Below are 26110 nucleotides of genomic sequence, written 5' to 3' on the forward strand. Positions count from 1 at the left end.
CAAAGCTATGAAACGGATTCTTCTCGGTACTCTCTTCACCGCTGTATCCATCAACGCAATGGCGCAAGCCCCGGGCGGCCCGGATTGCGGTTGGGGCAACATGCTGTTCGAAGGTCAGCGTGGCACCCCGGCGCACTTCCTTGCTTCCACCACCAACGGCACTTCCGGTAACGCCACGTTCGGTATGACTTCCGGCACCAACGGTTGCTCGACCAACGCATCGCTGACCTACGGCGGCAAATCCTGGTTCGCCATGAATGGCATGATGAACGAGCTGTCCGAAGACATGGCCAAAGGCAACGGCGAAGCGCTGACCACCTATGCCGTGGTACTGGGCGTAGCACCGGAAGACCGCGCGCATTTCGCGCAAGTGACCCACGAGCACTTCCAGCAGATCTTCAGCAAAGCTGACGTGACCGCTGAAGACGTGCATACCAACACCCTGGCGGTACTGAAATCGGACCCACGTCTGGCCAAGTACGCAACTCAGGCTTAAGCTCGACCCCGCCCGCTTCCTTCGGGGAGCGGGTTTTTATTTTTTGCCAAATGACGCGTTGTAGGAGCTGACGAGTGCAACGAGGCTGCGATCTTGCTTTTGAAGATCAAAAGATCGCAGCCTCGTTGCACTCGTCAGCTCCTACAGTTTGTTGGTATTGAATTTTTTCTTTCGACTTAAGTTGCCGACTATGCTCAAACGCCTTGCCTGGCTGGCGCTCTGTGTCTGCGCCCCGCTGTCCGCCGCGCCTCACATCGATCCTCAACGTTTGCAGCAACTGGCCAACGACCGCTTCTGGATTTCCCTCGGTCATTACGAAACCGCCAAGCTCGGCGGCTGGCGCAGCTATGTCAGCGACAAGAAATTCTTTCTCGCCCCCGATGGCAACGAACATCCGGACCGCGAACTGGCGGCCACCGTGCAGGCGCTCTACGCCCCGGCCAGCCTCGGCGAGCAACATGCCCAATGCGTTTACCCGGCGCGTACCCGCTGGCTGAAAGCGCAACTCAACCTCTCCGACTTGCCCGCGCCGGAATGCGCCGAATACAAGAAATGGTTCAAGGACGTCTCGCCGCACAGCGCGGTGATGATTTTCCCGGCGGCGTATCTCAACAGTCCTTCGTCGATGTTCGGCCACACCCTGCTGCGCATCGATCAGGCGGATGTGCAGGCCGACAAGACCTCGCTGCTCAGCTACGCGATCAACTTCGGCGCCTACATCGAAGGCTCGGACAACAGCATTCTGTATGCCTGGAAAGGCTTGATGGGTGGCTACCCGGGGTTGTTTGCGCTGGTGCCGTATCAGGAAAAGCTCTCCGAGTACCGCAGCCTGGAAAACCGCGACCTGTGGGAATACCGGCTCAACCTGACCCAGGAAGAAACCGCACGCATGGTCGAGCATGTGTGGGAGCTCAAGCAGATCCAGTTCGACTATTTCTTCTTCGACGAAAACTGCTCGTATCGCTTGCTGGAACTGCTGCAAGTGGCGCGACCGAGCCTGCGCCTGACCGAACAATTCCCGTTGACCGCGATCCCCACCGACACCGTCAAAGCGGTGAAAGAGGCCGGGCTGGTCGAGCACATCGAATATCGCCCCTCCCGCGAACGTGAACTGCTCAGCCGCGCCGAGCCGTTGAGCGATGACGAACAGCAATGGGTACTGAAAGTCAGCGCCGATCAAAAAATCCTGCAAGAGCCAACGTTCAAAGCCCTGCCCCGCGCGCGTCAGGCGCTGATCGTCGATGCCGCCTATCGCCTGGAGCGCTACCGCGCCAACGGCCAGGAACGCGACCCGCAGAGAGCGCAGCGCAGTTTCGAACTGCTGCGGGCGATCAACAAGAACCCGGCGCCGGAGCTGGAAATTCCGCAACCCGGTCTGCCCGAAGACGGCCACGAATCGCGCACCTGGCAGGCCGGCCTCGGTACCCGCGGTGATCGGGCGTTCGGGGAATATGGCCTGCGCATGGCCTACCACGACCTCAACGACAACGCCGAAAGCTTTCCTCTCGGCGCGCAGATCGAAATTTTGCAACTGAAGCTGCGTCAGTACGAAGGCAATGACTGGCAGTTGCAGCAATTGGATCTGGCGACCATTCGTTCGCTGACACCGCGCAACGAGCTGCTGCAACCGCTGTCGTGGCAAGTCACCGGTGGCCTCGAGCGCGTGCCGGGCAAGCATGACGACGAAACGCTGGTCAGCCATGTCAACGGTGGCGGTGGCGGCACGTGGCAGTTGGGCGACGACGTGCTCGGCTTTGCCCTTGGCACGGTGCGCGTGGAACACAATAACGACTTCGCCGAGTTTGTTTCCCCGGCCGGTGGCTTCAATACCGGGGTGTTGTGGAAAAACCCGCTGGGCAACCTGAGCCTGGAGGCCAAGGGCGATTATTTCTTCAACGGGGAAGTGCGCCGCAGCCTGAGTTTGAATCAGCAGTGGGAGTTGTCGCGCAACCTCGGTTTGCGCTTGAGCGCGCAGCGCGAATTCAGCCAGCTCGCCAGCCCGGAAACGGAAGTCATGCTTGAAGTGAAATGGTATCACTACTGAAAAGATCGCAGCCTTCGGCAGCTCCTACATTTGCAATGCATCCCCCCTGTAGGAGCTGCCGAAGGCCGCGATCTTTTGATCTTTCTTTCACACCACATCGACCAATCCCCTTCTAGACTTCCCCTATCAGCCGAAAACCGGCGCGGGAGAGTGCGATGTGGCGGTGCGTGGGGTTGTTGGGGCTTGTCCTGGCGCTGGGCGGTTGCCAGACCACTCATGAAGACTTGATCGCCAAGGGTTATCCACCGGCCTTCGCCGACGGTTTCGATGACGGTTGCGTCAGCGGCCGGCAAGCGGCGGGTTCGATCAGCGGCGAGTTTCGCAAGAACGTGCCGCGCTATCTCAAGGACCAGCAATACGCCGAAGGCTGGGTCGACGGCTTCCGCCAATGCCAGGCGATGCTGGAAAACAAGGATCGCGAGCAATACCGCAACGAACATTGGGACGAACGCGAACGTGCCTGGCAGCAGCAGAAGGACCAGGACGTCGGGCGGGCTTATCGCTCGCAATAGGTCGCTTGCAGACATCCGTTGAAACCAAATGCCGGCAACCATGGCCCAAATCCTTTAACAGGAGGACTTCATGAGTCGCGCATTCGTCAACGAAGACAACGCCGCCGCGCAGGCCGATCAGCCGGTCGAACGTCAGGTCAGCACGCAGCCCAATTACGTCACGCCGCAAGGCCTGGCGCAGTTGCAGGCGAAAGTCGCCGAACTGCAAAGCCTGCACGCCGAGCAAACGGCCAAAGGCGAGCAAGCCGACAAGCAACGGCTGGCCGACCTGCAACGGGATCTGCGTTATTTCACCCAACGCCTGAGCAGCGCCCAAGTCGCTGTCGCCGCGACGTCCACCGACAAGGTGCAGATCGGCAGTTGGGTGACTTTTGCTGACGAACACGACACCGAACACCGCGTGCAACTGGTCGGCGAGGATCAGGCCGACGCCAGTAAGGGCCTGATCAACTGGGCCTCGCCGCTAGGCCGGGCCTTGCTCGGCGCCCGGCTCAACGATGAAGTGCTCTGGCAGCGACCGGCCGGCGATCAACTGATCGAAGTGATCCGCATCGAACCGGCTTAAACCACGCCTTGCGCCAACATCGCATCGGCGACTTTGACGAAACCGGCGATGTTCGCGCCTTTGACGTAATTGACCTGACCGTTGTCTTCGCCGTAATGCACGCAAGCGTGGTGGATCGACTGCATGATCGCGTGCAGCTTGCTGTCCACCTCGCCCGCCGTCCACAGCAGGCGCATGGCGTTCTGCGACATCTCCAGCCCACTCACAGCCACGCCGCCGGCATTCGAGGCTTTGCCCGGCGCAAAGAGAATGCCGGCCTCGATAAAGATATCCACAGCCTCCAGCGTGGTCGGCATGTTCGCGCCTTCAGCCACACACACGCAGCCGTTGCCCAGCAGAGTGCGCGCGGCTTCGGCGTCGAGTTCGTTCTGCGTCGCGCAAGGCAACGCGATGTCGCACGGCAGCGACCATGGATGCTGACCGGCGCGGAACTCCAGGCCATGAGCGCTCGCCAATTCGCTGATGCGCCCGCGCTTGATGTTTTTCAGTTTCAGCAGCGCCAGCCACTGTTCTTCGCTCAGCCCGGCTTCGCAGTACAGCGTGCCCTCGGAGTCGGACAGGGAAATCACTTTGCCGCCCAGATCCATCACTTTGCGCGCCGCGTACTGGGCAACGTTGCCGGAGCCGGAAATCGCCACGCGCTTGCCTTCCACGGTCTGCCCGCGGCGCTTGAGCATTTCTTCAGCGAAGTACACGCAACCGAAGCCGGTGGCTTCCGGGCGAATCAGGCTGCCGCCGTAGGTCATACCTTTGCCGGTGAGGACGCTGGTGAACTGGTTGCTCAGGCGTTTGTATTGACCGAAGAGGAAGCCAATTTCCCTCGCACCGACGCCGATATCGCCGGCCGGCACGTCTACGTCGGCGCCGATGTGGCGGTACAGCTCGCTCATGAACGCCTGACAGAAACGCATGACTTCCGCATCGCTCTTGCCCTTCGGATCGAAGTCCGAACCGCCCTTGCCGCCGCCCATGGGCAGGGAGGTCAGCGAGTTCTTGAAGGTCTGCTCGAAGGCGAGGAATTTCAGCACGCCCATGTTCACCGATGGATGAAAACGCAGACCGCCCTTGTATGGGCCGATGGCGCTGTTCATCTGGATGCGGAAACCGCGATTGACCTGGACCTTGCCTTGATCATCGACCCACGACACGCGAAACACTACGGCGCGCTCCGGCTCGCAGATACGCTCAAGAACCCCCGAGGTCAGGTAGTGCGGATTGGCTTCGAGAAACGGCCATAGACTGCGCAGCACCTCTTCGACAGCCTGGTGAAATTCGGGCTGGTCCGGGTCGCGTTTTTTCAGGCGCGCAAGGAAGGATTCGACGGATTCGATCATGGGCAAAGTCTCGGCAAATTTATTGTCGTTGGAGGAGATTGGGCCGGACTGTAACAAACGAGTTGCGCACAGGAACAGAGCAAAATGTCGCAGTTATGAAATTAAATGGTGCACAGGATATAAATCAGGTCGGTTTTTGACCCTGCTTTGCACTCTGATGGTGAGATCAGACTCACGTCATGCACCAACAGTTACACCCCCTTCGCGAGCAAGCTCGCTCCCACATTTGAAATGCGTTCTTCTGTGGGAGCGAGCTTGCTCGCGAAGGGAGCGCCTCGGTTTCGCTAAAAAACCAGGCAAAAAAAACGGAGCCCGAAGGCTCCGCTCTTACTGCAACCAACCCGATATCAGGCCAGTTTCTTGTGACGTACCCGATGTGGCTGGGCCGCTGCTTCGCCGAGGCGCTTTTTGCGGTCGGCTTCGTACTCGGTGTAGTTGCCTTCGAAGAACACCGCTTGCGAGTCGTCTTCGTACGCCAGGATGTGCGTGGCGACACGGTCAAGGAACCACCGATCGTGGGAGATCACAATGGCGGCGCCCGGGAAGTCCAGCAGGGCTTCTTCCAGCGAACGCAGGGTTTCCACGTCGAGGTCGTTGGACGGTTCGTCGAGCAGCAGGACGTTGCCGCCCTCCTTCAGGGTCAGCGCCAGGTGCAGACGACCGCGCTCACCACCGGACAGGTCCTTGACGAACTTCTGCTGGTCGCCACCCTTGAAGTTGAAGCGACCGACGTAAGTGCGCGACGGGATTTCGTAGTTGCCGATGCGGATCTGGTCGGAACCGTCGGAGATCTGCTGGAACACAGTCTTGCTGCCATCGAGGTCTTCGCGGCTCTGATCAACGCAAGCCAGCTGCACGGTTTCGCCGACTTCGATGCTGCCCGAATCCGGTGTTTCCTTGCCCATCAGCATGCGGAACAGGGTCGATTTACCGGCACCGTTACCGCCGATCACGCCGACGATGGCGCCTTTCGGCATGGAGAACGACAGGTTGTCGATCAGCACGCGATCGCCGTAGCCCTTGGTGACGTTCTTGAATTCGATGACCTTGTCGCCCAGGCGCGGACCGGCCGGGATGTAGATCTCGTTGGTTTCGCTGCGCTTCTGGAATTCCTGCGATTGCATTTCTTCGAAGCGTTGCAGACGTGCCTTGGATTTCGACTGGCGGGCCTTCGCGCCTTTGCGCACCCACTCCAGTTCTTCCTTCATGGCTTTTTCATGGGCCGACTGCTGCTTGGATTCGGCGGCCAGACGATCGGACTTGGCTTCAAGCCAACCGGAGTAGTTGCCTTCGTACGGAATGCCCGCGCCGCGGTCGAGTTCGAGAATCCAGCCAGCGACGTTGTCGAGGAAGTAACGGTCGTGCGTGATCGCTACCACAGTGCCCGGGAAGTCGTGGAGGAAGTGCTCCAGCCACGCCACCGAATCGGCGTCCAGGTGGTTGGTCGGTTCGTCGAGCAGCAGCATGTCCGGGGCGGACAGCAGCAGACGGCACAGGGCGACACGACGCTTCTCACCACCGGACAGGTGTTCAACCTTGGCGTCCCAGGCCGGCAGACGCAGCGCATCGGCGGCGACTTCCAGCTGGCGCTCGAGGTTGTGGCCGTCGCTGGCCTGCAGGATCGCTTCGAGCTTGGCCTGTTCAGCGGCGAGCTTGTCGAAGTCGGCATCCGGGTCGGCGTAGGCGGCGTAGACCTCGTCCAGGCGCGCTTGCGCGTCCTTGATCACGCTGACCGCTTCCTCGACCACTTCACGCACGGTCTTGGCAGGGTCGAGCTGCGGCTCTTGCGGCAGGTAACCGATGTTCAGGTCCGGCATCGGACGGGCTTCGCCTTCGAACTCGGTATCGACGCCGGCCATGATTTTCAGCAGCGTGGATTTACCCGAACCGTTGAGGCCGAGCACGCCGATCTTGGCGCCGGGGAAGAAGGACAGCGAAATGTTCTTGAGGATTTCCCGCTTCGGCGGAACAACTTTGCCCAGCCGATGCATGGTGAAGACGTATTGAGCCATGGAGAACCTTGGGTCAGTGACAGATGAATGATTGGAGCGCAGGCGATGCCTGGCCAGACCGGTGCGCGTCGTTCACTTGAGGGTCATCAATGCGTGCGCGCTGGAAAAAGTCTGATTGTAGGGGCTGGAACGCCCCCGGTCTAACCGGCAAAGCTACCTTAATGCTGGAAGGCAGTCCAGCCGAGAGGGGCTGGCACTTCGCCACAACTCAAGGCATGCTAGCCGCCCTTCGGGCGTCCGGCTTATAGTGCACGTCGCGCCAGTCCAGCCAAATCGCAGGATCACAGCTTGACCAATGTCACTCCGCCAGCCTCTGTGAGCAGCACCCCACCGGCGCCCGGCTCGCCCCTGCGCGGAACATTGAAGGGGGCGCTGGCCACCCTCGTGCTGTTATTGCTGGCGCTGCTGTTCTGGCAACTGCTTGATCAATTGCGCGAAACCCAGAAGAACCAGCGTCAGTTCACCATCGATTACACCGCCGACCTCGCCGCGCAGGTCAGCCTGAACATGGCGCTGAACGCACAAATCGCCCTCAATCTGCTACCGATCGTCGAACAACCGCAAACCGCCGACGAACAGCAGATGCTCCTGCGCAAACTGCAGCGCTCGCTGCCCGATCTGCGCAGCATGGCCCTGCTCTCGCCCTCCGGCCGCATCATCAGCGACAGTGCCAGCGACAGCTCCGATGCCGATTACCTGACCGAACTGGTGCGCCGCAGCCGCGCTCAGGCGCATTACTTCAGCAATGCCGATGACGGCTCGGTGGTGCATCTGCTGCTGCATCAGGCCAGCGGCAGCAGTCGCGGTTACTGGGCCTTGCGCCTGACGCCGACCTTCTTCGACTCGCTGACCAAACAGGACGCCACCGCCCTGCGCCCCTTGTGGCTGGTGGAAAACCGCCTCAATCACCAGATCATCAGCCGCGACGCCGCGCTGACATCGGCCAAGGCCGGCGTGCTGACCCCGGACGATGTCGCCAACACCGTGCTGACCGTGCCGCTGAGCAGCAGTGACTGGCAACTGCGTGGGCTGTTCGACCGCCAGCGCGTACTGGAAGAATTGCTGCCGGCGTTCATTGGTAAGTGCCTGCTCGGCCTGGCGATTTCGATGCTGCCGGTGATCGCGCTGCTGAACATGCGCCGCCGCCAGCGCCAGGTGCACGAAGGTCGGCGGCGCTATCAGGATATTTTCGAAGGCACCGGCGTGGCCTTGTGCGTGCTTGACCTGTCCGGCCTCAAGCAGATGTTCGACAAGGCGCAGATCCAGACCAGCGACCAGCTAAAAGCCTGGCTCGACCAACCACAGCAGCGCCAGCAACTTCTACAGGAAATGCGCGTCACCGAGGTCAATCAGGTCGCCCTGCAACTGCTCGATGTGCATTCCTGCGACGATGCCTGGCAACTGCTGATCGACGGCCAGCGCCATCCGCAGTGCGCAATCGGCCAGCAGATCCTCGACGCCGTCCTGCAACAGCAGAAGCAGCTGGAACTGGAAATCAAACTGCCCAACAGCAATGGCCGCGACCAGCACCTGTGGATGGTCCTGCGCCTGCCGAGCGAGCAGCACGACTATAAAGCGGTGATCCTCAGCATCAACGACATCACCAGCCGCAAGCTGATCGAACTGTCGTTGCTGGAGCGCGAAGGTTTCTGGTCGGACGTGGTGCGCACCGTGCCGGATCATCTGTATGTGCAGGACGTGATCAGCCAGCGGATGATTTTCAGTAACCACCACCTCGGCCAGACCCTCGGCTACAACCGCACCGAGCTGCATCAAATGGGCGAATACTTCTGGGAAATCCTCCTGCACCCGGAAGACGCCGACTACTACCATCGCTCGCGGCAGTTGCAGCGCCACGCCGGTTACAGCCAGTTGTTGCAATGCCAGTTGCGCTTCCGTCATCGCGACGGCAAGTGGCGGCGCTTCGACATTCGCGAACAGGCACTGGCGCGGGACAAGCACGATCAGGTCACGCGGATCATCGGCGTCGCCAAGGACATCACCGAACAGATCGAGGCCAGCGAATCGCTGCGTGACAGCGAACAGCGCTATCGCATGCTCGCCGAAAGCATCAGCGACGTGATTTTCTCCACCGACAGCAAGCTTTCGCTGAACTACGTCAGCCCGTCGGTGCAAGCCGTGCTTGGCTACAATGCCGAATGGATTTTCCAGAACGGCTGGCAATCGACCATCGCCAATCCCGGGCAACTGAACGGTATCTATGCGCTGATGGACCGCGTCAGCAAGGCGCTGGACAAGCCCGAGCAACTGGCGTTGCTGCGCAGTCAGGTGCAAACGCAGCTGTTCCTGTTCGATTGCCTGCGCGCCGATGGCCGCAAGATTCCGATCGAACTGCGCCTGGTACTGGTGTGGGACGAACATGGCGCGTTCGAAGGTGTGCTCGGCGTCGGCCGCGATATCAGTCAGCAGCGCCGCGCGGAAAAAGACCTGCGCATGGCCGCCACGGTATTCGAGCATTCGACTTCGGCGATCCTGATCACCGACCCGGCCGGCTACATCGTCCAGGCCAACGAAGCGTTCAGTCGGGTCAGCGGTTACACCGTCAGCGAAGTGCTCGACCAGTTGCCGAACATGCTCACTGTCGACGAGCAGCAGGACGCGCACCTGCGTTACGTGCTCAAGCAGTTGCACGAGCACAGCACCTGGGAAGGCGAAGTATGGATGAAGCGCCGTAACGGCGAGCATTACCCGGCGTGGGTCGGCATCACTGCCGTGCTCGACGACGAGGGCGATCTGGCCAGCTACGTGTGTTTCTTCAGCGACATCAGCGAGCGCAAGGCCAGCGAGCAGCGCATTCACCGCCTCGCCTATTACGACGCCCTCACCCACCTGCCGAACCGCACGCTGTTCCAGGATCGTCTGCACACCGCCCTGCAAGCGGCCGAACGGCAGAAGTCGTGGGTGGTACTGATGTTCCTCGACCTCGACCGTTTCAAACCGATCAATGACTCCTTGGGCCACGCCGCCGGCGACCGCATGCTCAAGGACATGGCCACGCGCCTGCTGGCCTGCGTCGATGACGACGACACCGTCGCGCGCATGGGTGGCGACGAATTCACCTTGCTGTTGCAACATCGCTCCAGCCGCGAACTGGCGCTGAACCGGGCGATTCACGTGGCCGAGCAGATTCTCGCCAGCCTGGTGCGGCCGTTCGTGCTCGAGGGCCGCGAGTTCTTCGTCACCGCCAGTATCGGCATTGCCTTGAGCCCGCAGGACGGCAACGAACTCAGCCAGTTGATGAAGAACGCCGACACCGCGATGTACCACGCCAAGGAACGCGGCAAGAACAACTTCCAGTTTTATCAGGCCGACATGAACGCCAGTGCGCTGGAACGTCTGGAGCTGGAAAGCGACCTGCGTCATGCGTTGGAACAGAACGAATTCGTCTTGTATTACCAGCCACAGTTCAGCGGCGACGGCAAACGTTTGACCGGCGCCGAAGCGCTGCTGCGCTGGCGTCATCCCCGTCGCGGGCTGGTGCCGCCGGGGGATTTCATTCCGGTGCTGGAAGAGCTCGGGCTGGTGGTGGACGTTGGCGACTGGGTCATCAGCGAGGCGTGCCGGCAGCTGAAAACCTGGCACCAGCAACGGGTGCGGGTGCCGAAGGTCTCGGTGAACATTTCCGCACGGCAGTTCTCCGACGGCCAGTTGGGCACGCGGATCGCCACGATCCTGCGGGAAACCGGCCTGCCACCGGCGTGCCTGGAACTGGAATTGACCGAAAGCATCCTGATGCGCGAGGTCAGCGAGGCGATGCAGATTCTTGCCGGGCTGAAGAACCTCGGCCTGAGCATCGCAGTCGATGACTTCGGCACCGGTTATTCATCGCTGAACTACCTCAAGCAATTCCCGATCGACGTGCTGAAGATCGACCGTACCTTCGTCGACGGCTTGCCGTCCGGCGAACAGGACGCGCAGATCGCCCGGGCGATCATCGCCATGGCCCACAGCCTGAATCTGGCGGTGATCGCCGAGGGTGTGGAAACCCATGAACAACTGGACTTCCTGCGTGAGCATGGCTGCGATGAGGTGCAGGGTTACCTGTTCGGACGGCCAATGCCGGCGGGACGGTTTGAAGCGCAGTTCTGTAACGACGCGCTGTTCATGTTCGACTGAAGATTCGCGGCGGGGCCTTCGCGAGCAAGCTCGCTCCCACAGGGATTGATGGCGGTCACAAAATAGCGAGGTCACCTCGGTTACTGTGGGAGCGAGCTTGCTCGCGAAGAGGCCGGCAGATGCACCGCACATCTGTCATGAACACCACTTGTCTGCGACATGATGTCGTTTCATATGTCATCCAAAAGCGGTTGGGTTAGAATGCCCCCCTTTTCTGCCCCCGATCCTTGAGGACCGCCATGTTCAGCCGTGATTTGACTATTGCCAAGTACGACGCCGACCTTTTTGCCGCCATGGAGCAAGAAGCTCAGCGTCAGGAAGAACACATTGAGCTGATCGCTTCGGAAAACTACACCAGCCCAGCGGTGATGGAAGCTCAAGGCTCGGTCCTGACCAACAAGTACGCCGAAGGTTATCCAGGCAAGCGTTACTACGGTGGTTGCGAATACGTCGACGTGGTTGAACAACTGGCCATCGACCGTGCCAAGGAACTGTTCGGCGCCGATTACGCCAACGTTCAGCCGCACGCCGGTTCCCAGGCCAACGCTGCGGTGTACCTGGCGCTGCTGTCGGCTGGCGACACCATTCTGGGCATGAGCCTGGCCCACGGCGGTCACCTGACCCACGGCGCCAGCGTTTCCTCCTCGGGCAAGCTGTACAACGCCATCCAGTACGGCATCGACGCCAACGGCCTGATCGACTACGACGAAGTCGAGCGCCTGGCAGTCGAGCACAAGCCGAAAATGATCGTTGCCGGTTTCTCTGCCTACTCGCAGATCCTCGACTTCCCGCGCTTCCGCGAAATCGCTGACAAGGTCGGCGCCTACCTGTTCGTCGACATGGCTCACGTCGCCGGTCTGGTTGCCGCTGGTGTCTACCCGAACCCGGTGCCTTTCGCTGACGTCGTGACCACCACCACGCACAAGACCCTGCGCGGTCCACGTGGCGGTCTGATCCTGGCCAAGGCCAACGCCGAGATCGAGAAAAAGCTCAACTCCGCCGTATTCCCGGGCGCCCAGGGCGGCCCGCTGGAGCACGTGATCGCGGCCAAGGCCATCTGCTTCAAGGAAGCGCTGCAGCCTGAGTTCAAGGCATACCAGCAACAAGTGGTGAAGAACGCCAAGGCCATGGCCGAAGTGTTCATCGCGCGCGGTTTCGACGTGGTATCGGGCGGTACTGAAAACCACCTGTTCCTGCTGTCGCTGATCAAGCAGGACATCTCCGGGAAAGACGCCGACGCCGCTCTGGGCAAAGCGTTCATCACCGTGAACAAGAACTCCGTGCCTAACGATCCACGCTCGCCGTTCGTCACCTCCGGCCTGCGCTTCGGTACTCCGGCTGTGACCACTCGCGGTTTCAAAGAGGCTGAGTGCAAAGAGCTGGCCGGCTGGATCTGCGACATCCTGGCTGACCTGAACAACGAAGCGGTGATCGACGCCGTTCGCGAGAAAGTCAAAGCCATCTGCAAGAAATTGCCGGTATACGGCGCTTAATGCGACGTTAGACTTGCAGCATGAAAAACCGGCCAAGTGATTGGCCGGTTTTTTTTCGCCTGTGATTCCGCTGTAGGAGCTGCCGAAGGCTGCGATCTTTTGATCTGGATTTAAAAACAAGATCAAAAGATCGCAGCCTTCGGCAGCTCCTACACGTGGCTAGGGCCACTGGCCAGACCGGTCATGCCAATTCTGATCTTTTCACTTGTCATCCCGAAAAAACCGAGCGTAGACTGCGCCTGCACTGGACATACCGGTAAGACCACAATAATTAAGTCCTGAATCCGATGCGCAACGCGTGCGGCAGCCAGGACACCGACCCAGGATTCCTCCCATGCTCAGATGGTGCTCGCGTTCAATCTTCCTTCAAGTGGTTCTCGGACTGATGCTCGGCATCGTCTGCGGGCTGACCCTTCCTGAATACTCCGCCCAACTGAAACCGCTCGGCGATGGCTTCATCAAACTGATCAAGATGTTGATCGGCCTGATCGTGTTCTGCGTAGTGGTCAGCGGCATCAGCGGCGCGGGCGATCTGAAGAAGGTCGGGCGCATCGGCCTCAAATCGGTGATCTACTTTGAAGTGCTGACCACCATCGCCCTGGTGATCGGCCTGGTGTTCGCTTTCAGTACCGGCATCGGCAGCGGCGCGAATATCCATCTTGAGCAACTCTCCAGCGCCGACATGGGCGACCTCGCCGAACGCGGTCAGCACATGCACACCACCACACAATTCCTGATGGACCTGATCCCGACCTCGGTAATCGGTGCCTTCGCCGACAACAACATTCTGCAAGTGCTGCTGTTCTCGGTGCTGTTCGGCAGTGCGCTGAATCTGGTCGGCGAAGCGGCGTCCGGGATCTCGCGGCTGATCAACGAACTGAGCCATGTGATCTTCCGCATCATGGGCATGATCGTGCGTCTGGCGCCGATCGGCGTGTTCGGCGCCATCGCCTTCACCACCAGCAAATACGGCCTCGACTCGCTGCAGCACCTGGGCAGTCTGGTCGGTCTGTTCTACCTGACCTGCGTCGCCTTCGTCGCGCTGATTCTCGGTCTGGTCATGCGCGTTTCCGGCCTGCGCATGTGGCCTCTGCTCAAGTACCTGCGCGAAGAACTGCTGATCGTCATGGGCACCGCCTCTTCCGACGCCGTGCTGCCGCAGATCATGCGCAAGCTCGAACACCTCGGTATCGGCAGCTCCACCGTCGGGCTGGTGATCCCGACCGGGTACTCGTTCAACCTCGACGGTTTCTCGATCTACCTGACCCTGGCCATCGTGTTCATCGCCAATGCCACCGGTACACCACTGGCGATGACTGATTTGCTGACGATTCTGCTGGTCTCGCTGATCACCTCGAAAGGCGCCCACGGCATTCCCGGTTCGGCGCTGGTGATTCTCGCGGCGACGCTGACGGCGATCCCGGCGATTCCTGTGGTTGGTCTGGTGCTGGTGTTGGCGGTCGATTGGTTCATGGGCATCGGCCGGGCGCTGACCAATCTGATCGGCAACTGCGTCGCCACTGTGGCCATCGCCCGCTGGGAAAAGGACATCGACGTGCAGCGCGCGAACAAGGTGCTCAACGGCGAACAGGGCTATAACTTTCAACCGCGAAAAACCGTCGCTCAGGCGGCGGCCAAAGAATTTTGAATGAGTGCCGTGCCTGCCAATGCGCAGGCACGGCGCAGGGAGCCAATACGTGATTACAACTTCAACCGTCGTCAACTCAGTGGTGGAAAAGCTCCGCGCCGCGTTGGCTCGTGGCCAGTGGCGCACAGGCGACATGCTGCCAGGCCAGCGCGAACTGGCCGAACAACTGGGCATCAGCCGGCCGAGCCTGCGCGAAGCAGTGATCGTCCTCGAAACCCTCGGTCTGGTGCGCTCGATGCCGGGCAAAGGCGTGGTCGTCCTCGATGCGCAACTCAGCGACAGCCAGAGCCACGACAGCGCGGTGGCCGGGGCCAGCCTCGAAGACGTGCTGCAACTGCGCTACACCCTCGAGCCGTTCATCGTCGGGCTGGTTGCGCAATCGATCAGCAGCAAGGAAGTCGGCCAGTTGCGCCTGACCCTGATGGACATGCGCGAAGCCCTCGAGGCCGGCGACAGCGAAGCCGGGGTCAGCGCCTACATTGCCTTTCACGAAGAGCTGTTCACCCTCACCTCGAACCCGATTTTCCAGAGCGTGGTCCAGCAGACCAGCAATGCCCTCAAGCAAAGCGCTGACGTGTTGCGCAATTCCCCGGAGCATCTGGCTGAGCGTCTGGAAGAAAACGAAGCCGTGGTCCGCGCGATCCGCAGCAAGAACAGCGCTCAGGCCAGCGCCGAGATGCGCCGGCACATTCTGCGCGAAGGCCAGCGCATGGGCGTCGAGCTGAATATTCCGGACGACAACCTGCCCACCTGATCTGCCAGGAGAACGGCCATGAACAGTTTTGCTTCAACCTCGCATGCGCATTCGACCGCCCTGCTCTTCTCTGGCCTGCGCACGCCGGTGGAGGATCTGTATCCGCGAGTGTTCGATGCGATTCTCGAGCAGCGTATCGATGAACACAGCCGGTTTACCGAGGACAGTCTGAAGGCGATGTTCAGCGCCGGCCGCGCCGATGTGCGGCGGGTACTGACGCAGTTGTCCCATGAACAGATCGTGGTGCTGCGCGCCAATCATCGGCCGCGAGTGGCGGCGCCCGATCGAGAGTTGATCCGACAGACCTTGCATGCGCGGCGGCTGGCTGAAAGCACATTGGTGCGATTGGCCTGTCAGCGGCCGCGTGCAGATGAATTGAAATGCTTGCGCACGTTGATCGAGCGCGAGAAGCGCGCCGTCGAGCAGGATCGGCGCGGGGCGGCGATTCGGTTGTCCGGGGAGTTTCATCTGACGTTGGCGCAGATGGCGGGCAATCTGCCGTTGGCGCATTTTCTTGCCAGTCTGGTGCCGCTGACGTCGCTGGCGATTGCGCGGAGTGACTGCCAGACGCACAGCTGTTGCGCGTGGCAAGAGCATTTGGCGCTGGTTGAAACAGTGGAGCGAGGTGATGCTGCCAAGGCAGGGATGGTGATGAGCCGACATCTGGATCATCTTGAGCAGACCCTGCTGGGTTCAGACCTTGAGCATTGTGCTGTCGGTTAGATCGCCTTCGCGAGCAAGCTCGCTCCCACAGTTGAGCGCATATCTCTGGACGGAATACCGTCTCCTGTGGGAGCGAGCTTGCTCGCGAAGAGGCCATCACTGACAACCAAGATCCATCAGGCAGAAACCACTTTGGCAAACCCCGCCCGAATCTTCTCTTCCGGCAAATCATCGGCAATAAACACGATCACGCTTTCCCGCGCCTCGCCTTCGGCCCATTCGGTGTCCCAGTCGAAACCATAGAGTTTCAGCACCCCCTGAAACACCAGCCGTCGATCCTCGCCGGCAATATTCAGCACGCCTTTGTAGCGCAGCAATTGCTTGCCGTGTTCCTCCAGCAGTTCGTTCATGAACTCGCTGAGCTGATCGATATCCAGCGCCTGATCGGTGCGCAGCACCAGGCTGGAGATGCGATCGATCGACGGCGCCTTGCTCACCGGACGCAAGCTCAAACCACCACCGAGATCAGCATTGAGATTGAAGCCGCGCACATCCAGCAGTTCGGCCAGATCGATGTTGCCATGCTCGACCACCCGGATCGGCGCGCGGCGGTTGATCCGCGTCAGCCGCTCGCTCAGTGCAGTGAACGAGGCCTCATCGACCAGATCGGTCTTGCTCACCAGCAAGCGATCGGCAAAACCGATCTGCGCCTGGGCGATGGCCTGGGTCAGGTGCACATCGGCGTGGGCGGCGTCGACCAGGGTGATGATGCCGTCGAGCAGATAACGCTCGCGCAGCTCTTCGTCTATGAAGAACGTCTGCGCCACCGGCGCCGGGTCGGCCAGACCGGTGCACTCGATAACCAGACGGTCGAAGGAGATCTCGCCGCTGTCCAGGCGTTCGAGCAGCAGGTACAGCGCCTTGGTCAGATCGGTGTGAATGGTGCAGCAGACGCAGCCATTGGCCAGGGTCATGACTTGCACCGGCTCATCACCCAGCAACTGAGTGTCGATGCCGGCTTCGCTGAATTCGTTTTCGATCACGGCGATTTTCAGGCCGTGCTCGGCTTTCAATAAATGACGCAGCAAGGTGGTCTTGCCGGCGCCGAGGAAACCGCTGAGGACCGTTACCGGAATGGGAGATGACAAACACTTTCTCCTTCAAAAATAAATGAACAACCCAAAAACAAATGTGGGAGCGAGCTTGCTCGCGAAGGGGTCGTGTCAGCCGACATCAATGCCCGATGACACACCGCTTTCGCGAGCAAGCTCGCTCCCACAGGGATTACCTCAACCGCAGGCTGTCAGCTCAACAGCACTTCGGCCCACCCTTGCCACCGTAACGGGCCTCCTGACGTTCGCGAAAGAACATCTCGTAGCTCATCACCGGTTTGTCCGGGTGTTTGGTTTGCATATGCTCGACGTAGGTGTCGTAGTCGGGCATGCCGACCATCAGGCGCGCGGCCTGACCGAGGTATTTACCGAGGCGACTCAGGTCATTGAACATGCTGCAATCCTCTGGTTACGCATCCGGCAGGGCCTGGAATGGCGATTCTTTATCCGTACGCTCTTTTTTGCCCCAGGCGGCGATGCCGACCTTGAGCGCATAGAACAGGATGCTGAAGACCACGAACAGGAACAGCGCAGTGAGTGTGGCGTTGGTGTAGGCGTTGAAGATCACGTGCTGCATCTGCTCGACGCTTTTCGCCGGTGCCAGCACCTGACCGTTGGCCAGCGCATCGCTGTACTTCTTCGCCAGCGACAGGAAGCCGATCGCCGGGTTGGCGTCGAACAGCTTGATGAAGCCAGCAGTGGTGGTGCAGATCAACAGCCAGGTGGCCGGCAACAGGGTGACCCAGATGTAGCGCTGGCGCTTCATCTTGATCAGGACCACGGTGCCGAGCATCAGCGCGATACCGGCGAGCATCTGGTTGGAGATGCCGAACAGTGGCCACAGGGTGTTGATGCCGCCCAATGGATCGACCACGCCCTGATACAGCAACCAGCCCCACATCGCCACACAACCGGCGGTGGCGATCAGGTTGGCGCTCCACGATTCGGTGCGTTTCAGCGCCGGAACGAAAGAGCCGAGCAAGTCCTGCAGCATGAAACGCCCGGCACGGGTACCGGCGTCGACAGCCGTGAGGATGAACAGCGCTTCGAACAGGATCGCGAAGTGGTACCAGAACGCCATGGTGTTTTCACCCGGCAGGACACTGTGCAGGATCTGCGCGATACCGACCGCCAGGGTCGGCGCACCACCGGCGCGAGCCAGGATGGTGGTTTCGCCGATGTCATGGGCAACCGCTTGCAGCGCTTCCGGCGTGATCGCGAAGCCCCAACTGGTGACCATTTGCGCTACTGACGCGGCATCACTGCCGACCACGGCGGCCGGGCTGTTCATGGCGAAGTACACGCCCGGCTCGATCACCGAAGCGGCAACCATGGCCATGATCGCCACGAACGATTCCATCAGCATGCCGCCGTAACCGATGTAGCGGGCGTTGGTTTCGTTATCCAGCAGCTTCGGCGTGGTGCCCGACGAGATCAGTGCGTGGAAACCCGATACCGCACCGCAGGCGATGGTGATGAACAGGAACGGGAACAGACCGCCCTTCCACACCGGCCCGGTGCCGTCGACGAACTGGGTCAGCGCCGGCATTTTCAGCTCGGGCATGGTGATCAGGATGCCGATCGCCAGCGCGACGATGGTGCCGATCTTGAGGAAGGTCGACAGATAGTCACGCGGTGCCAGAATCAGCCAGACCGGCAGCGAGGCGGCGACAAAACCGTAACCGACCAGCATCCAGGTAATCTGCACACCGGTGAAGGTAAAGGCCTTGGCCCATACCGGATCGGCAGCAATCTGCCCGCCCAGCCAGATCGAACCGAGCAGCAGCAACACGCCGACCACGGAGATTTCGCCGATGCGGCCCGGGCGGATGTAGCGCATGTAGATGCCCATGAACATCGCGATCGGGATGGTCGCCATCACGGTGAAGATGCCCCACGGGCTCTCGGCCAGGGCCTTGACCACGATCAGCGCCAGCACCGCGAGGATGATGATCATGATCAGGAAGCAGCCGAACAGCGCGATCGTGCCGGGAATCCGGCCCATTTCTTCACGCACCATGTCGCCCAGGGAACGGCCGTTGCGGCGGGTCGACATGAACAGGACCATGAAGTCCTGCACCGCGCCCGCCAGCACCACGCCGGCAATCAGCCAGAGCGTGCCGGGCAGATACCCCATCTGCGCCGCCAGCACCGGACCGACCAGCGGCCCCGCGCCAGCGATGGCCGCAAAGTGGTGACCGAAAAGAATGTGTTTGTTGGTCGGCACATAGTCCAGACCATCGTTGTTGAGCACGGCGGGGGTGGCCCGACGCGGATCCAGTTGCATCACGTTGTTGGCGATGAACAGACTGTAGTAACGGTACGCAACCAGATAAATGGCCACGGCAGCGACCACAATCCACAAGGCGTTGATCGCCTCGCCGCGGCGCAATGCCACTACGCCCAGGGCGCACGCTCCTACGATTGCCAGCACGAGCCAGGGTAAGTGGCGCAGCAGGCTATTATTATTTTTCATTTTTTTATTCCAGCCAGGGTGGACAAGAAAGACAGCCACCCCGAGTTTAGCGCTTACGGCGCCAAAGGCCATACCCCGACATAGGTCTAGACGCGTGAGCGATTGGCTGGCGCCCGCATTCGCGGTCTATAGTCAGCGAACCTTCATGAGGATTGCGCCATGAACGAGCAACCCGCCAATCGACGTCGCTTCAAACGTATTGCGTTCGATGCCCGAACCGAGCTGAAACAAGGCGAGTACATCTGGCCGGTCAGGCTGATCGACCTGTCACTCAAGGGCCTGCTGATCGAGCGACCGGAGCCGTGGCTTGGGGATAAAGAGCAGGACTTCTTCGTCGACATTCATCTGAGCGACGACGTCGATATCGAGATGGACGTGCATCTGGCGCATGAGGAGAACGGCCATTTGGGGTTCATCTGCCGGCACATCAGCCTGGAATCGATCCAGCGCCTGCGGCGGTTGATCGAGCTGAACCTGGCGGATGAGGCCGAATTGGAGCGCGAGTTGGGCGCGCTGATCGACATCTGACTTGGCCCCCTGTAGGAGCTGCCGAAGGCTGCGATCTTTTGATCTTGAAACAGAATCAAAAGATCGCAGCCTTCGGCAGCTCCTACACAGGGGATTGTGGTTATTCGAAGAGTGCGTCGAGGGCTTGTTCGAGGCGAGTGACCGCAATGATCTGCAACCCTGCCGGCGCTTCCTTCGGTGCGTTGCCCTTGGGCACGATCGCGCGTTTGAAACCGTGCTTGGCCGCTTCTTTCAGCCGCTCCTGCCCGCTCGGCACCGGGCGCACTTCGCCGGACAGGCCGACTTCACCGAACACCAGCAAATCATGGGGCAACGGCCGATTGCGCAAACTCGACATCACCGCCGCCATCAGCGCCAGATCCGACGCCGTCTCCAGCACCTTCACGCCACCGACCACGTTGAGGAACACGTCCTGATCGTGAGTCGGAATGCCGCCATGACGGTGCAGCACCGCGAGCAGCATTGCCAGACGGTTCTGATCCAGCCCCAGCGTCACCCGACGCGGGTTGGCCAGATGGCTGTCATCAACCAGCGCCTGGACTTCCACCAGCATCGGCCGGGTGCCTTCCCACGTCGCCATGACCACACTGCCCGGGACTTCTTCCTGGGCCCGGGTGAGAAAAATCGCCGAAGGATTGGAGACTTCTTTCAGGCCCTTGTCGGTCATGCCGAACACGCCCAATTCGTTGACCGCGCCGAAACGGTTTTTCACTGCACGCAGCAAACGCAGGCGACCGTCGGATTCGCCTTCGAAATACAGCACGGTGTCGACCATGTGTTCCAGCACACGAGGACCGGCCAGAGCGCCCTCTTTGGTAACGTGGCCGACGAGGAAAATCGCCGTGCCACTCTGCTTGGCGTAACGCACCAGCAGCGCCGCACTCTCACGCACCTGGGACACGCCGCCCGGCGCCGATTGCAGTTGCTCGGTGAAAATGGTCTGGATCGAGTCGATCACCATCACCTTGGGCTTTTCCTGGCGGGCGGTGGCGATGATGGTTTCGATGCAGGTTTCGGTCATCACCCGCAGCTGATCCTGCGGCAGACCGAGACGGCGTGCGCGCATCGCCACTTGCTGCTGGGATTCCTCACCGGTGACGTACAGCGCCGGCATGCTCTTGGCCAGGTTGCACAGGGTTTGCAAAAGGATGGTCGATTTGCCGATCCCCGGATCACCGCCGATCAGCACCACCGAGCCATCCACCAGACCACCGCCGAGGACGCGGTCGAGCTCACCGGACGCGGTGGAAAACCGTGGAATTTCTTCGATGCTGACTTCGGCCAGGGTCTTGATCTGCGCCTGTTGCCCGGCCCAGCCGGTGCGCCCGGTAGGTGCCGTGGCGCCGCCGCTTTCGATCATGGTTTCGGTCAGGGTGTTCCAGGCACCGCACTCACCGCATTGCCCGGCCCATTTGGGAAAGGTTGCGCCGCACTCGGTGCAGCCGTACATGCGCTTGGCCTTGGCCATCAGAACCCCCGAAGCAAAAGACGCGATGATAACGCAGCCACCGCCGATCAGCGCGGCGCAGCGGTACGGATTTCACCGCTGGCCAGACGCGCGGCACTATTACCCAGCGGATCCTCGGCATCGAGATCGGCGCCCTTGGCTTGCAGTGCATCAAGCAATTCCAGACGCTTGAACAGTCCGGCATACATCGCCGCAGTCTGCCCGGCGCCGTTACGCTGGTCTGGGCTGCAATCGGTGGCCATCAGGCGCCGGGCGATCTGCAACTCGCCTTTGAAAATCGCGCCCATCAGCGCCGTGTTGCCGCGTTGATCCTGAGCACAGGCGTCGGCGCCAGCGGCGAGCAGGCGCTCAACCGCCGGTGCCTGACCGTGGTAGGCCGCCAGAATCAGCGCGGTGTAACCCTTGCTGTCGCGGGTATCGAGGGAATAGCCGGACTCGATAAAGGTATCGAGCATCGGCACATCGCCCCGGCGTGCGGCGTCGAAATAGTATTCCTGCAACTGTGCCTTGATCGCCTCAGGGCTTTGCTCGACCGGGGCCGCCCACGCGGTGAAGGACAGGCACGCGGTGAACCATAAAAGACAAAAACGCATCGGCACTCTCCTGTAACGCACGCGAGGCCGAACTGCCCCCGCGTGCGCCGCATCGCTATCAGTCGGTCAGTTTGGCCGCCAGCGCCTTCACGCGGCTAAGGTCGCCCTTGGCCACTTCGGTGACACCGCTGCCGTACTCAGGGTCGGCCTTGTACAAGAACGACAGGATGATGTGTTTGCTCTCGTCATCGGTGGTGGCCAGCGAGCCGCCAAAGCTTTCGATCAGGTCGCGGCGTTCCTGCTTGCTGTACGAGCGATACAGATCACCGGCCTGCTTGAAGTTCTGCTCCCTCTGGATTTTCGCCTGCTGGGTGCTGCCCGCCAGCGCCGACTGGCTGTAACGCGCCGACGGCGTCTCTTCACGCGGTTGCAGGCGGCTCGGCTGGTAGTTGACCCCGGACTGGCTGGCACCGAAGTTCATCGCACCATCCTGATTGCCATTGTTCACCGCGGTTTTCGGCGCGTTGATCGGCAATTGCAAAGCGTTGGCGCCGAGGCGATACATTTGCGTATCGGCATAAGAGAACACCCGGCCCTGCAACAAGCGATCTTCCGAAGGCTCGATACCCGGAACTACGTTGGCCGGCGCCATCGCAACTTGTTCGGTTTCCTGAAATACATTGGCCGGATTACGGTTCAAGACCATTTGTCCAACTTTGCGCTCGGGAATACCCGGCCAGATCTTGGTGGCGTCCAATGGATCGAAATCAAACTTGGACAAATCCTGTGGCTTGAGAACTTGCACGTACAAGTCCCACTTCGGGAAGTTGCCTTTGTTGATATTGCTGACCAAGTCATTGGTCATATGGCTGTAATCCTGCCCCTGAACTTTTGCAACCTGCTTTGGCCGCAGGTTATTAATGCCTTGCAAGCTCTTCCAATGAAACTTCACATAATGAACTTCATTCTTTGCGTTGATCAGCTTATAGGCATGAACGCCATTGCCGTCCATTTCCCGGTAACTGGCCGGAGTGCCATAGTTGGAATACAACTCGGTCAGCGTGCGGGTCGATTCCGGTACATGGGAGAAGAAATCGAACCGGCGCGAATCGTCATCGAGGTTGGTGCGCGGATCGGGTTTGAAGGCATGGACCATGTCCGGGAACTTGATCGCATCGCGGATGAAAAAGGTCGGGAAGTTGTTGCCGACCAGATCCCAGTTGCCGTCAGCGGTGTAGAACTTGGTGGCGAAACCGCGCGGGTCGCGCAGGGTTTCCGGGGAATGGTTGCCGTGCACCACCGCCGAGAAACGCACGAACACCGGGGTGCTCTGGCCTGCGGCGAACACCTTGGCCTTGCTCAGGTCGCTGAGGTCATTGGTCACGGTGAAGGTGCCATGGGCGCCAGTGCCGCGCGCATGCACCACGCGCTCCGGAATGCGTTCACGATCGAAACGCTGCAGCTTCTGGATCAGTTGCACATCCTGCAGCAGCACCGGGCCGTTGGCGCCGGCGGTTTGCGAGTTCTGATTGTCACCGACAGCAGCGCCGTTATCGCGGGTCAGCGGAGCAGCGTTGACCGAAAAGGTCAGCAGGCTGGCGGTCAATACACCGAAGGTGCGGCGGTAGGGAAAAGCCCCCAGTCCAAGCGTGGAAGTCATATCAGGTTCCTCTGGTTTTATTGGGCGCATCCAGGTGCGCCACCCCAAGGCTAGAGGCCTGTGCCGCGGAACATAAATAGAAAGAACGTAACACCATGATTGAAGAAATTGGCTGTGCAATCAGCGCTTTAGCGCGTATTTCGCGCGCGATTGCTGGCATTTTGCAAACTAATCGTCGATTGATGTGTCGATAAAAACGGGCATTGTAAGAAGGTGTTACGCGCAGGAGGCGTTTCGCTGATTTACACTGCCACCACCAAACTCATCTGTAACAAGGAAATAACTATGGGCGTGCTTAGCGAGTTCAAGGCCTTCGCGGTCAAAGGCAATGTGGTCGATATGGCCGTCGGTATCATCATTGGCGCGGCGTTCGGCAAGATTGTTTCGTCGTTTGTCGGCGACGTGATCATGCCGCCGATTGGCCTGTTGATCGGTGGGGTGGACTTCAGCGACCTGGCCGTCACGCTCAAAGCCGCCCAGGGCGATGCGCCCGCGGTGGTGCTGGCTTACGGCAAATTCCTGCAGACCGTGCTGGATTTCGTGATAGTCGCGTTCGCCATCTTCATGGGCGTCAAAGCCATCAACCGCCTCAAGCGCGAAGAAGCCGTAGCACCGACCGCGCCGCCGATCCCGAGCAAGGAAGAGCAACTGCTGGGCGAAATTCGCGACCTGCTCAAGGCGCAAAACGAGCGGCCCTGAGGCATTCGGTACTCATTAAGACGGCACCCGCGGGTGCCGTTTTCGTTACCAGTAATTCTCCACGGCAACCTGCCCCGGCTTGCGCGTCAGACTGAGGCGCATGTCGCGTTGCTTCAGTAGAGCACGGCTGTCGTCGATCATTTGCGGGTTACCGCACAACATCACCCGCGAATGCTCTGGCGATAGCTCAACGCCCGTCGCGCGCTCCAGTTCGCCGTTTTCGATCAGCGTGGTAATGCGACCTTGCAACGCGCCGGGATGCGCTTCGCGGGTCACCGTTGGGATGAATTGCAGCTTGTGGACGTGTTCGCTCAGGTAGTCACGTTGCGCCAATCCGGCGATCAGCTCCTGATACGCCAGCTCCCGAGCCTCGCGCACGCTGTAAACCAGAATGATGCGCTCGAATTTCTCCCAGACCTCGAAGTCCTGCAGGATCGACAGAAACGGCGCCACCCCGGTGCCGGTGGACAATAACCACAGGTCTCGGCCATCGACAAAGCGATCCAGCGTCAGATAGCCGAACGCCTGGCGCTCCACCATCAAGCTGTCGCCAACCTGGAGCCGGCTCAGCTCACTGGTGAATTCGCCGCCCGGCACGACGATGGAAAAGAATTCCAGAAACTCGTCGAAGGGCGATGACACCATCGAATAAGCGCGCCAGACCGTGCTGCCATCGGCTTTGGTGACGCCCAGGCGGGCGAACTGGCCGGCACGGAATCGAAAGCCGGGGTCACGGGTGGTGCGCAGCGTGAACAGGTTCGGGGTCAACGGTTGGACATCGAGTAACGTCTGGGTGGTGTACTTCTCGGCGCTGGCAGTCATGAGGCACTCCTTGAAACGATTACCCACAGTGTCCCGCAAAATCGTGCTGCCGGACACTTGTCATTGTTACGGGACGAGCAGCTTCAGCGCAGTGTATTAGTACTCGCCGCCAACATCAGATTTGGAGTAATAACTTTAAGATGCCAGTTTGAATATAACGGTTTGTATTGCTAAGAACGCTTTATGAAAAACCTCCAAGTTTCAATCTCGAAATAATGTAAGGCGATTCGTAGGAAAGATCCTACACTTCGCTTCGTGCCGGATCTTTTGGATCCATTCGGCGCCCAGATAAAGCAATGGAGGCAATGGTTCATGGAAACGTGGAAGGAATCACAACTGAAACAACTGACGTTTGCCAAGGGAATAGAGACGGCGTACCCAATACTGCTGAGATTCGCCGAAAACCTGGGCTTCAATTAGTGCGCGATCGCCGTAACCTCGCCACATCGCGATGTGCACCTCAATGCCCTGCAAATCAATAATTACCCCAAAGATTGGAACGTACAGTACGACAAAGAAAATTACCGCAACGTTGACCCGATAATAGCGCATTGCAATCACTCAATATTGCCAATTGTCTGGGAGGAAAGAGTCTTCGCCCAGGCACCTGAACTTTGGCGAGCGTTGCAAAAAAACGGACTGCAGCATGGCTGGTCGCAAGCGTTTCATGATGAGACCAGCGGCTTGTGCAGCATTATCAGTCTCGCCCGCTCTCACTGTTCGATCAGCCCGCTGGAGCTGTATGAGCATTACGGTTATATCTTTTTCGCCAACCGACACGTCAGCGAATTGTATGCCCGCACCGTGCCCATACCGACCAAACCCAGCAGGCCCAGGCTTTCGTCCCGGGAACTGGAGATTCTGCAACTGTCCGCCATGGGCAAGACCGCGCATGATATTTCGAGAATTCTCAGCCTCAGCGAACGTACCGTTAACTACCATGTGCAAAACCTGATCGAGAAGTTCAAAGTCTGCAATAAGATCTCCGCCGTGATCGCGGCGGCTCGGGCGGGAATCATCTGAATCGTCAACTGACTCCCGACTCAATCCTGCGAGTATTCGCCCGCAAAAAAACGTACCATTGAGGTCTTCTCCGAGTGATGACGCACACCGCTTGCATCGCAGTCCACTCGGTCGGGTTCCGTGGCGTGAGA

21 protein-coding genes are annotated in these 26110 nt (G+C 60.0%); 12 read left to right on the forward strand and 9 right to left on the reverse strand.

Going from position 1 to position 26110, the window contains the following annotated elements; all coding sequences use genetic code 11:
• The first annotated feature begins 7 nt into the window (after positions 1 to 7).
• The 4 genes from AC0Z4S_RS18285 to AC0Z4S_RS18300 all read left to right on the forward strand — a co-directional run bounded on the left by AC0Z4S_RS18285 (position 8) and on the right by AC0Z4S_RS18300 (position 3617).
• The gene (locus AC0Z4S_RS18285) at positions 8 to 496 is read left to right on the forward strand and encodes a DUF3015 domain-containing protein (RefSeq protein ID WP_016773112.1); all 489 of its coding nucleotides are present in this window, start codon (positions 8 to 10) and stop codon (positions 494 to 496) included.
• Between the two features lie 190 nt (positions 497 to 686).
• Positions 687 to 2540: an Lnb N-terminal periplasmic domain-containing protein gene (locus AC0Z4S_RS18290; RefSeq protein ID WP_485624047.1), complete on the forward strand. Its 1854-nt coding sequence runs from the start codon at positions 687 to 689 to the stop codon at positions 2538 to 2540.
• Between the two features lie 155 nt (positions 2541 to 2695).
• Positions 2696 to 3052, forward strand: a complete 357-nt coding sequence (locus tag AC0Z4S_RS18295) for a hypothetical protein (protein ID WP_485624048.1) — start codon at positions 2696 to 2698, stop codon at positions 3050 to 3052.
• A 70-nt stretch (positions 3053 to 3122) separates the two neighbouring features.
• Positions 3123 to 3617 carry a GreA/GreB family elongation factor gene (locus AC0Z4S_RS18300; protein ID WP_485624049.1) on the forward strand — a complete coding sequence of 165 codons (495 nt, stop codon included), beginning with the start codon at positions 3123 to 3125 and terminating at the stop codon, positions 3615 to 3617.
• On the opposite strand, the gene gdhA is transcribed toward AC0Z4S_RS18300, so the two are convergent.
• Complete coding sequence (gene gdhA, locus AC0Z4S_RS18305; RefSeq protein WP_485624050.1) at positions 3614 to 4951, reverse strand: NADP-specific glutamate dehydrogenase; 1338 nt, start codon at positions 4949 to 4951, stop codon at positions 3614 to 3616. The two genes, AC0Z4S_RS18300 and gdhA, sit on opposite strands and share 4 nt — an antisense overlap.
• Positions 4952 to 5298: 347 nt before the next feature.
• Positions 5299 to 6963, reverse strand: a complete 1665-nt coding sequence (gene ettA / locus AC0Z4S_RS18310) for an energy-dependent translational throttle protein EttA (RefSeq protein ID WP_123463988.1) — start codon at positions 6961 to 6963, stop codon at positions 5299 to 5301.
• 288 nt (positions 6964 to 7251) lie between these two features.
• On the opposite strand from ettA, the gene morA reads away from it, so the two are divergent.
• From morA to AC0Z4S_RS18335, 5 genes are all read left to right on the forward strand, one after another.
• Positions 7252 to 11100, forward strand: coding sequence for a cyclic di-GMP receptor MorA (gene morA, locus AC0Z4S_RS18315; protein ID WP_485624051.1), 3849 nt, complete (start codon positions 7252 to 7254; stop codon positions 11098 to 11100).
• A 239-nt stretch (positions 11101 to 11339) separates the two neighbouring features.
• Entirely contained in the window at positions 11340 to 12593 is a 1254-nt protein-coding gene (gene glyA / locus AC0Z4S_RS18320) for a serine hydroxymethyltransferase (RefSeq protein WP_039761726.1), read from the forward strand.
• Positions 12594 to 12927: 334 nt separating this feature from the next.
• A complete protein-coding gene (locus tag AC0Z4S_RS18325; protein WP_110603140.1) occupies positions 12928 to 14241 on the forward strand; it encodes a C4-dicarboxylate transporter DctA in 1314 nt (437 codons plus the stop codon).
• A gap of 49 nt (positions 14242 to 14290) precedes the next feature.
• On the forward strand, positions 14291 to 14995 hold the full coding sequence (locus AC0Z4S_RS18330) for a FadR/GntR family transcriptional regulator (protein ID WP_083353603.1): 705 nt from the start codon (positions 14291 to 14293) through the stop codon (positions 14993 to 14995).
• A gap of 18 nt (positions 14996 to 15013) precedes the next feature.
• Positions 15014 to 15718 (forward strand): GntR family transcriptional regulator, encoded by a 705-nt coding sequence (locus tag AC0Z4S_RS18335; RefSeq protein WP_485624054.1) that lies wholly within the window; start codon positions 15014 to 15016, stop codon positions 15716 to 15718.
• Positions 15719 to 15834: 116 nt separating this feature from the next.
• Here the strand turns inward: AC0Z4S_RS18335 and yjiA are convergent, their stop codons facing one another.
• From yjiA to AC0Z4S_RS18350, 3 genes are all read right to left on the reverse strand, one after another.
• On the reverse strand, positions 15835 to 16806 hold the full coding sequence (gene yjiA, locus AC0Z4S_RS18340; protein WP_485624055.1) for a GTPase: 972 nt from the start codon (positions 16804 to 16806) through the stop codon (positions 15835 to 15837).
• A 160-nt stretch (positions 16807 to 16966) separates the two neighbouring features.
• Positions 16967 to 17164 (reverse strand): YbdD/YjiX family protein, encoded by a 198-nt coding sequence (locus tag AC0Z4S_RS18345; protein WP_003228401.1) that lies wholly within the window; start codon positions 17162 to 17164, stop codon positions 16967 to 16969.
• A 15-nt stretch (positions 17165 to 17179) separates the two neighbouring features.
• Positions 17180 to 19246 (reverse strand): carbon starvation CstA family protein, encoded by a 2067-nt coding sequence (locus tag AC0Z4S_RS18350; RefSeq protein ID WP_471878721.1) that lies wholly within the window; start codon positions 19244 to 19246, stop codon positions 17180 to 17182.
• Between the two features lie 159 nt (positions 19247 to 19405).
• Here AC0Z4S_RS18350 and AC0Z4S_RS18355 point away from each other — a divergent pair, with 159 nt between their 5' ends.
• Positions 19406 to 19774 carry a PilZ domain-containing protein gene (locus AC0Z4S_RS18355; RefSeq protein WP_485624056.1) on the forward strand — a complete coding sequence of 123 codons (369 nt, stop codon included), beginning with the start codon at positions 19406 to 19408 and terminating at the stop codon, positions 19772 to 19774.
• A 100-nt stretch (positions 19775 to 19874) separates the two neighbouring features.
• Here the strand turns inward: AC0Z4S_RS18355 and radA are convergent, their stop codons facing one another.
• The 3 genes from radA to katB are packed head-to-tail and all read right to left on the reverse strand — an operon-like array spanning position 19875 to position 23435.
• On the reverse strand, positions 19875 to 21242 hold the full coding sequence (radA, locus tag AC0Z4S_RS18360; protein ID WP_003228407.1) for a DNA repair protein RadA: 1368 nt from the start codon (positions 21240 to 21242) through the stop codon (positions 19875 to 19877).
• Between the two features lie 47 nt (positions 21243 to 21289).
• Positions 21290 to 21835, reverse strand: a complete 546-nt coding sequence (locus AC0Z4S_RS18365; RefSeq protein ID WP_485624058.1) for an ankyrin repeat domain-containing protein — start codon at positions 21833 to 21835, stop codon at positions 21290 to 21292.
• Between the two features lie 58 nt (positions 21836 to 21893).
• Positions 21894 to 23435 (reverse strand): catalase KatB, encoded by a 1542-nt coding sequence (gene katB, locus AC0Z4S_RS18370; protein WP_485624060.1) that lies wholly within the window; start codon positions 23433 to 23435, stop codon positions 21894 to 21896.
• Between the two features lie 285 nt (positions 23436 to 23720).
• Here katB and mscL point away from each other — a divergent pair, with 285 nt between their 5' ends.
• Positions 23721 to 24134: a large-conductance mechanosensitive channel protein MscL gene (gene mscL, locus AC0Z4S_RS18375; protein ID WP_024014404.1), complete on the forward strand. Its 414-nt coding sequence runs from the start codon at positions 23721 to 23723 to the stop codon at positions 24132 to 24134.
• A gap of 45 nt (positions 24135 to 24179) precedes the next feature.
• On the opposite strand, the gene AC0Z4S_RS18380 is transcribed toward mscL, so the two are convergent.
• Positions 24180 to 24956, reverse strand: a complete 777-nt coding sequence (locus tag AC0Z4S_RS18380; RefSeq protein WP_485624061.1) for a ferredoxin--NADP reductase — start codon at positions 24954 to 24956, stop codon at positions 24180 to 24182.
• Positions 24957 to 25409: 453 nt separating this feature from the next.
• Here AC0Z4S_RS18380 and AC0Z4S_RS18385 point away from each other — a divergent pair, with 453 nt between their 5' ends.
• Positions 25410 to 25979: an autoinducer binding domain-containing protein gene (locus AC0Z4S_RS18385; protein ID WP_485624062.1), complete on the forward strand. Its 570-nt coding sequence runs from the start codon at positions 25410 to 25412 to the stop codon at positions 25977 to 25979.
• The last annotated feature ends 131 nt before the right edge of the window (positions 25980 to 26110 follow it).

Source organism: Pseudomonas sp. 1L-B-1-E-C1, from assembly GCF_057291835.1.

Bases quoted from the DNA above. Each gene is read 5' to 3' on its own strand.
- AC0Z4S_RS18285 (WP_016773112.1), top strand. From the start codon at position 8: ATGAAACGGATTCTTCTCGGTACTCTCTTCACCGCTGTATCCATCAAC.
- AC0Z4S_RS18355 (WP_485624056.1), top strand. From the start codon at position 19,406: ATGAACGAGCAACCCGCCAATCGACGTCGCTTCAAACGTATTGCGTTC.
- glyA (WP_039761726.1), top strand. From the start codon at position 11,340: ATGTTCAGCCGTGATTTGACTATTGCCAAGTACGACGCCGACCTTTTT.
- AC0Z4S_RS18335 (WP_485624054.1), top strand. From the start codon at position 15,014: ATGAACAGTTTTGCTTCAACCTCGCATGCGCATTCGACCGCCCTGCTC.
- gdhA (WP_485624050.1), bottom strand. From the start codon at position 4,951: ATGATCGAATCCGTCGAATCCTTCCTTGCGCGCCTGAAAAAACGCGAC.
- radA (WP_003228407.1), bottom strand. From the start codon at position 21,242: ATGGCCAAGGCCAAGCGCATGTACGGCTGCACCGAGTGCGGCGCAACC.
- mscL (WP_024014404.1), top strand. From the start codon at position 23,721: ATGGGCGTGCTTAGCGAGTTCAAGGCCTTCGCGGTCAAAGGCAATGTG.
- AC0Z4S_RS18350 (WP_471878721.1), bottom strand. From the start codon at position 19,246: ATGAAAAATAATAATAGCCTGCTGCGCCACTTACCCTGGCTCGTGCTG.
- katB (WP_485624060.1), bottom strand. From the start codon at position 23,435: ATGACTTCCACGCTTGGACTGGGGGCTTTTCCCTACCGCCGCACCTTC.
- AC0Z4S_RS18345 (WP_003228401.1), bottom strand. From the start codon at position 17,164: ATGTTCAATGACCTGAGTCGCCTCGGTAAATACCTCGGTCAGGCCGCG.
- AC0Z4S_RS18290 (WP_485624047.1), top strand. From the start codon at position 687: ATGCTCAAACGCCTTGCCTGGCTGGCGCTCTGTGTCTGCGCCCCGCTG.
- AC0Z4S_RS18300 (WP_485624049.1), top strand. From the start codon at position 3,123: ATGAGTCGCGCATTCGTCAACGAAGACAACGCCGCCGCGCAGGCCGAT.
- AC0Z4S_RS18325 (WP_110603140.1), top strand. From the start codon at position 12,928: ATGCTCAGATGGTGCTCGCGTTCAATCTTCCTTCAAGTGGTTCTCGGA.
- AC0Z4S_RS18380 (WP_485624061.1), bottom strand. From the start codon at position 24,956: ATGACTGCCAGCGCCGAGAAGTACACCACCCAGACGTTACTCGATGTC.
- AC0Z4S_RS18365 (WP_485624058.1), bottom strand. From the start codon at position 21,835: ATGCGTTTTTGTCTTTTATGGTTCACCGCGTGCCTGTCCTTCACCGCG.
- ettA (WP_123463988.1), bottom strand. From the start codon at position 6,963: ATGGCTCAATACGTCTTCACCATGCATCGGCTGGGCAAAGTTGTTCCG.
- AC0Z4S_RS18295 (WP_485624048.1), top strand. From the start codon at position 2,696: ATGTGGCGGTGCGTGGGGTTGTTGGGGCTTGTCCTGGCGCTGGGCGGT.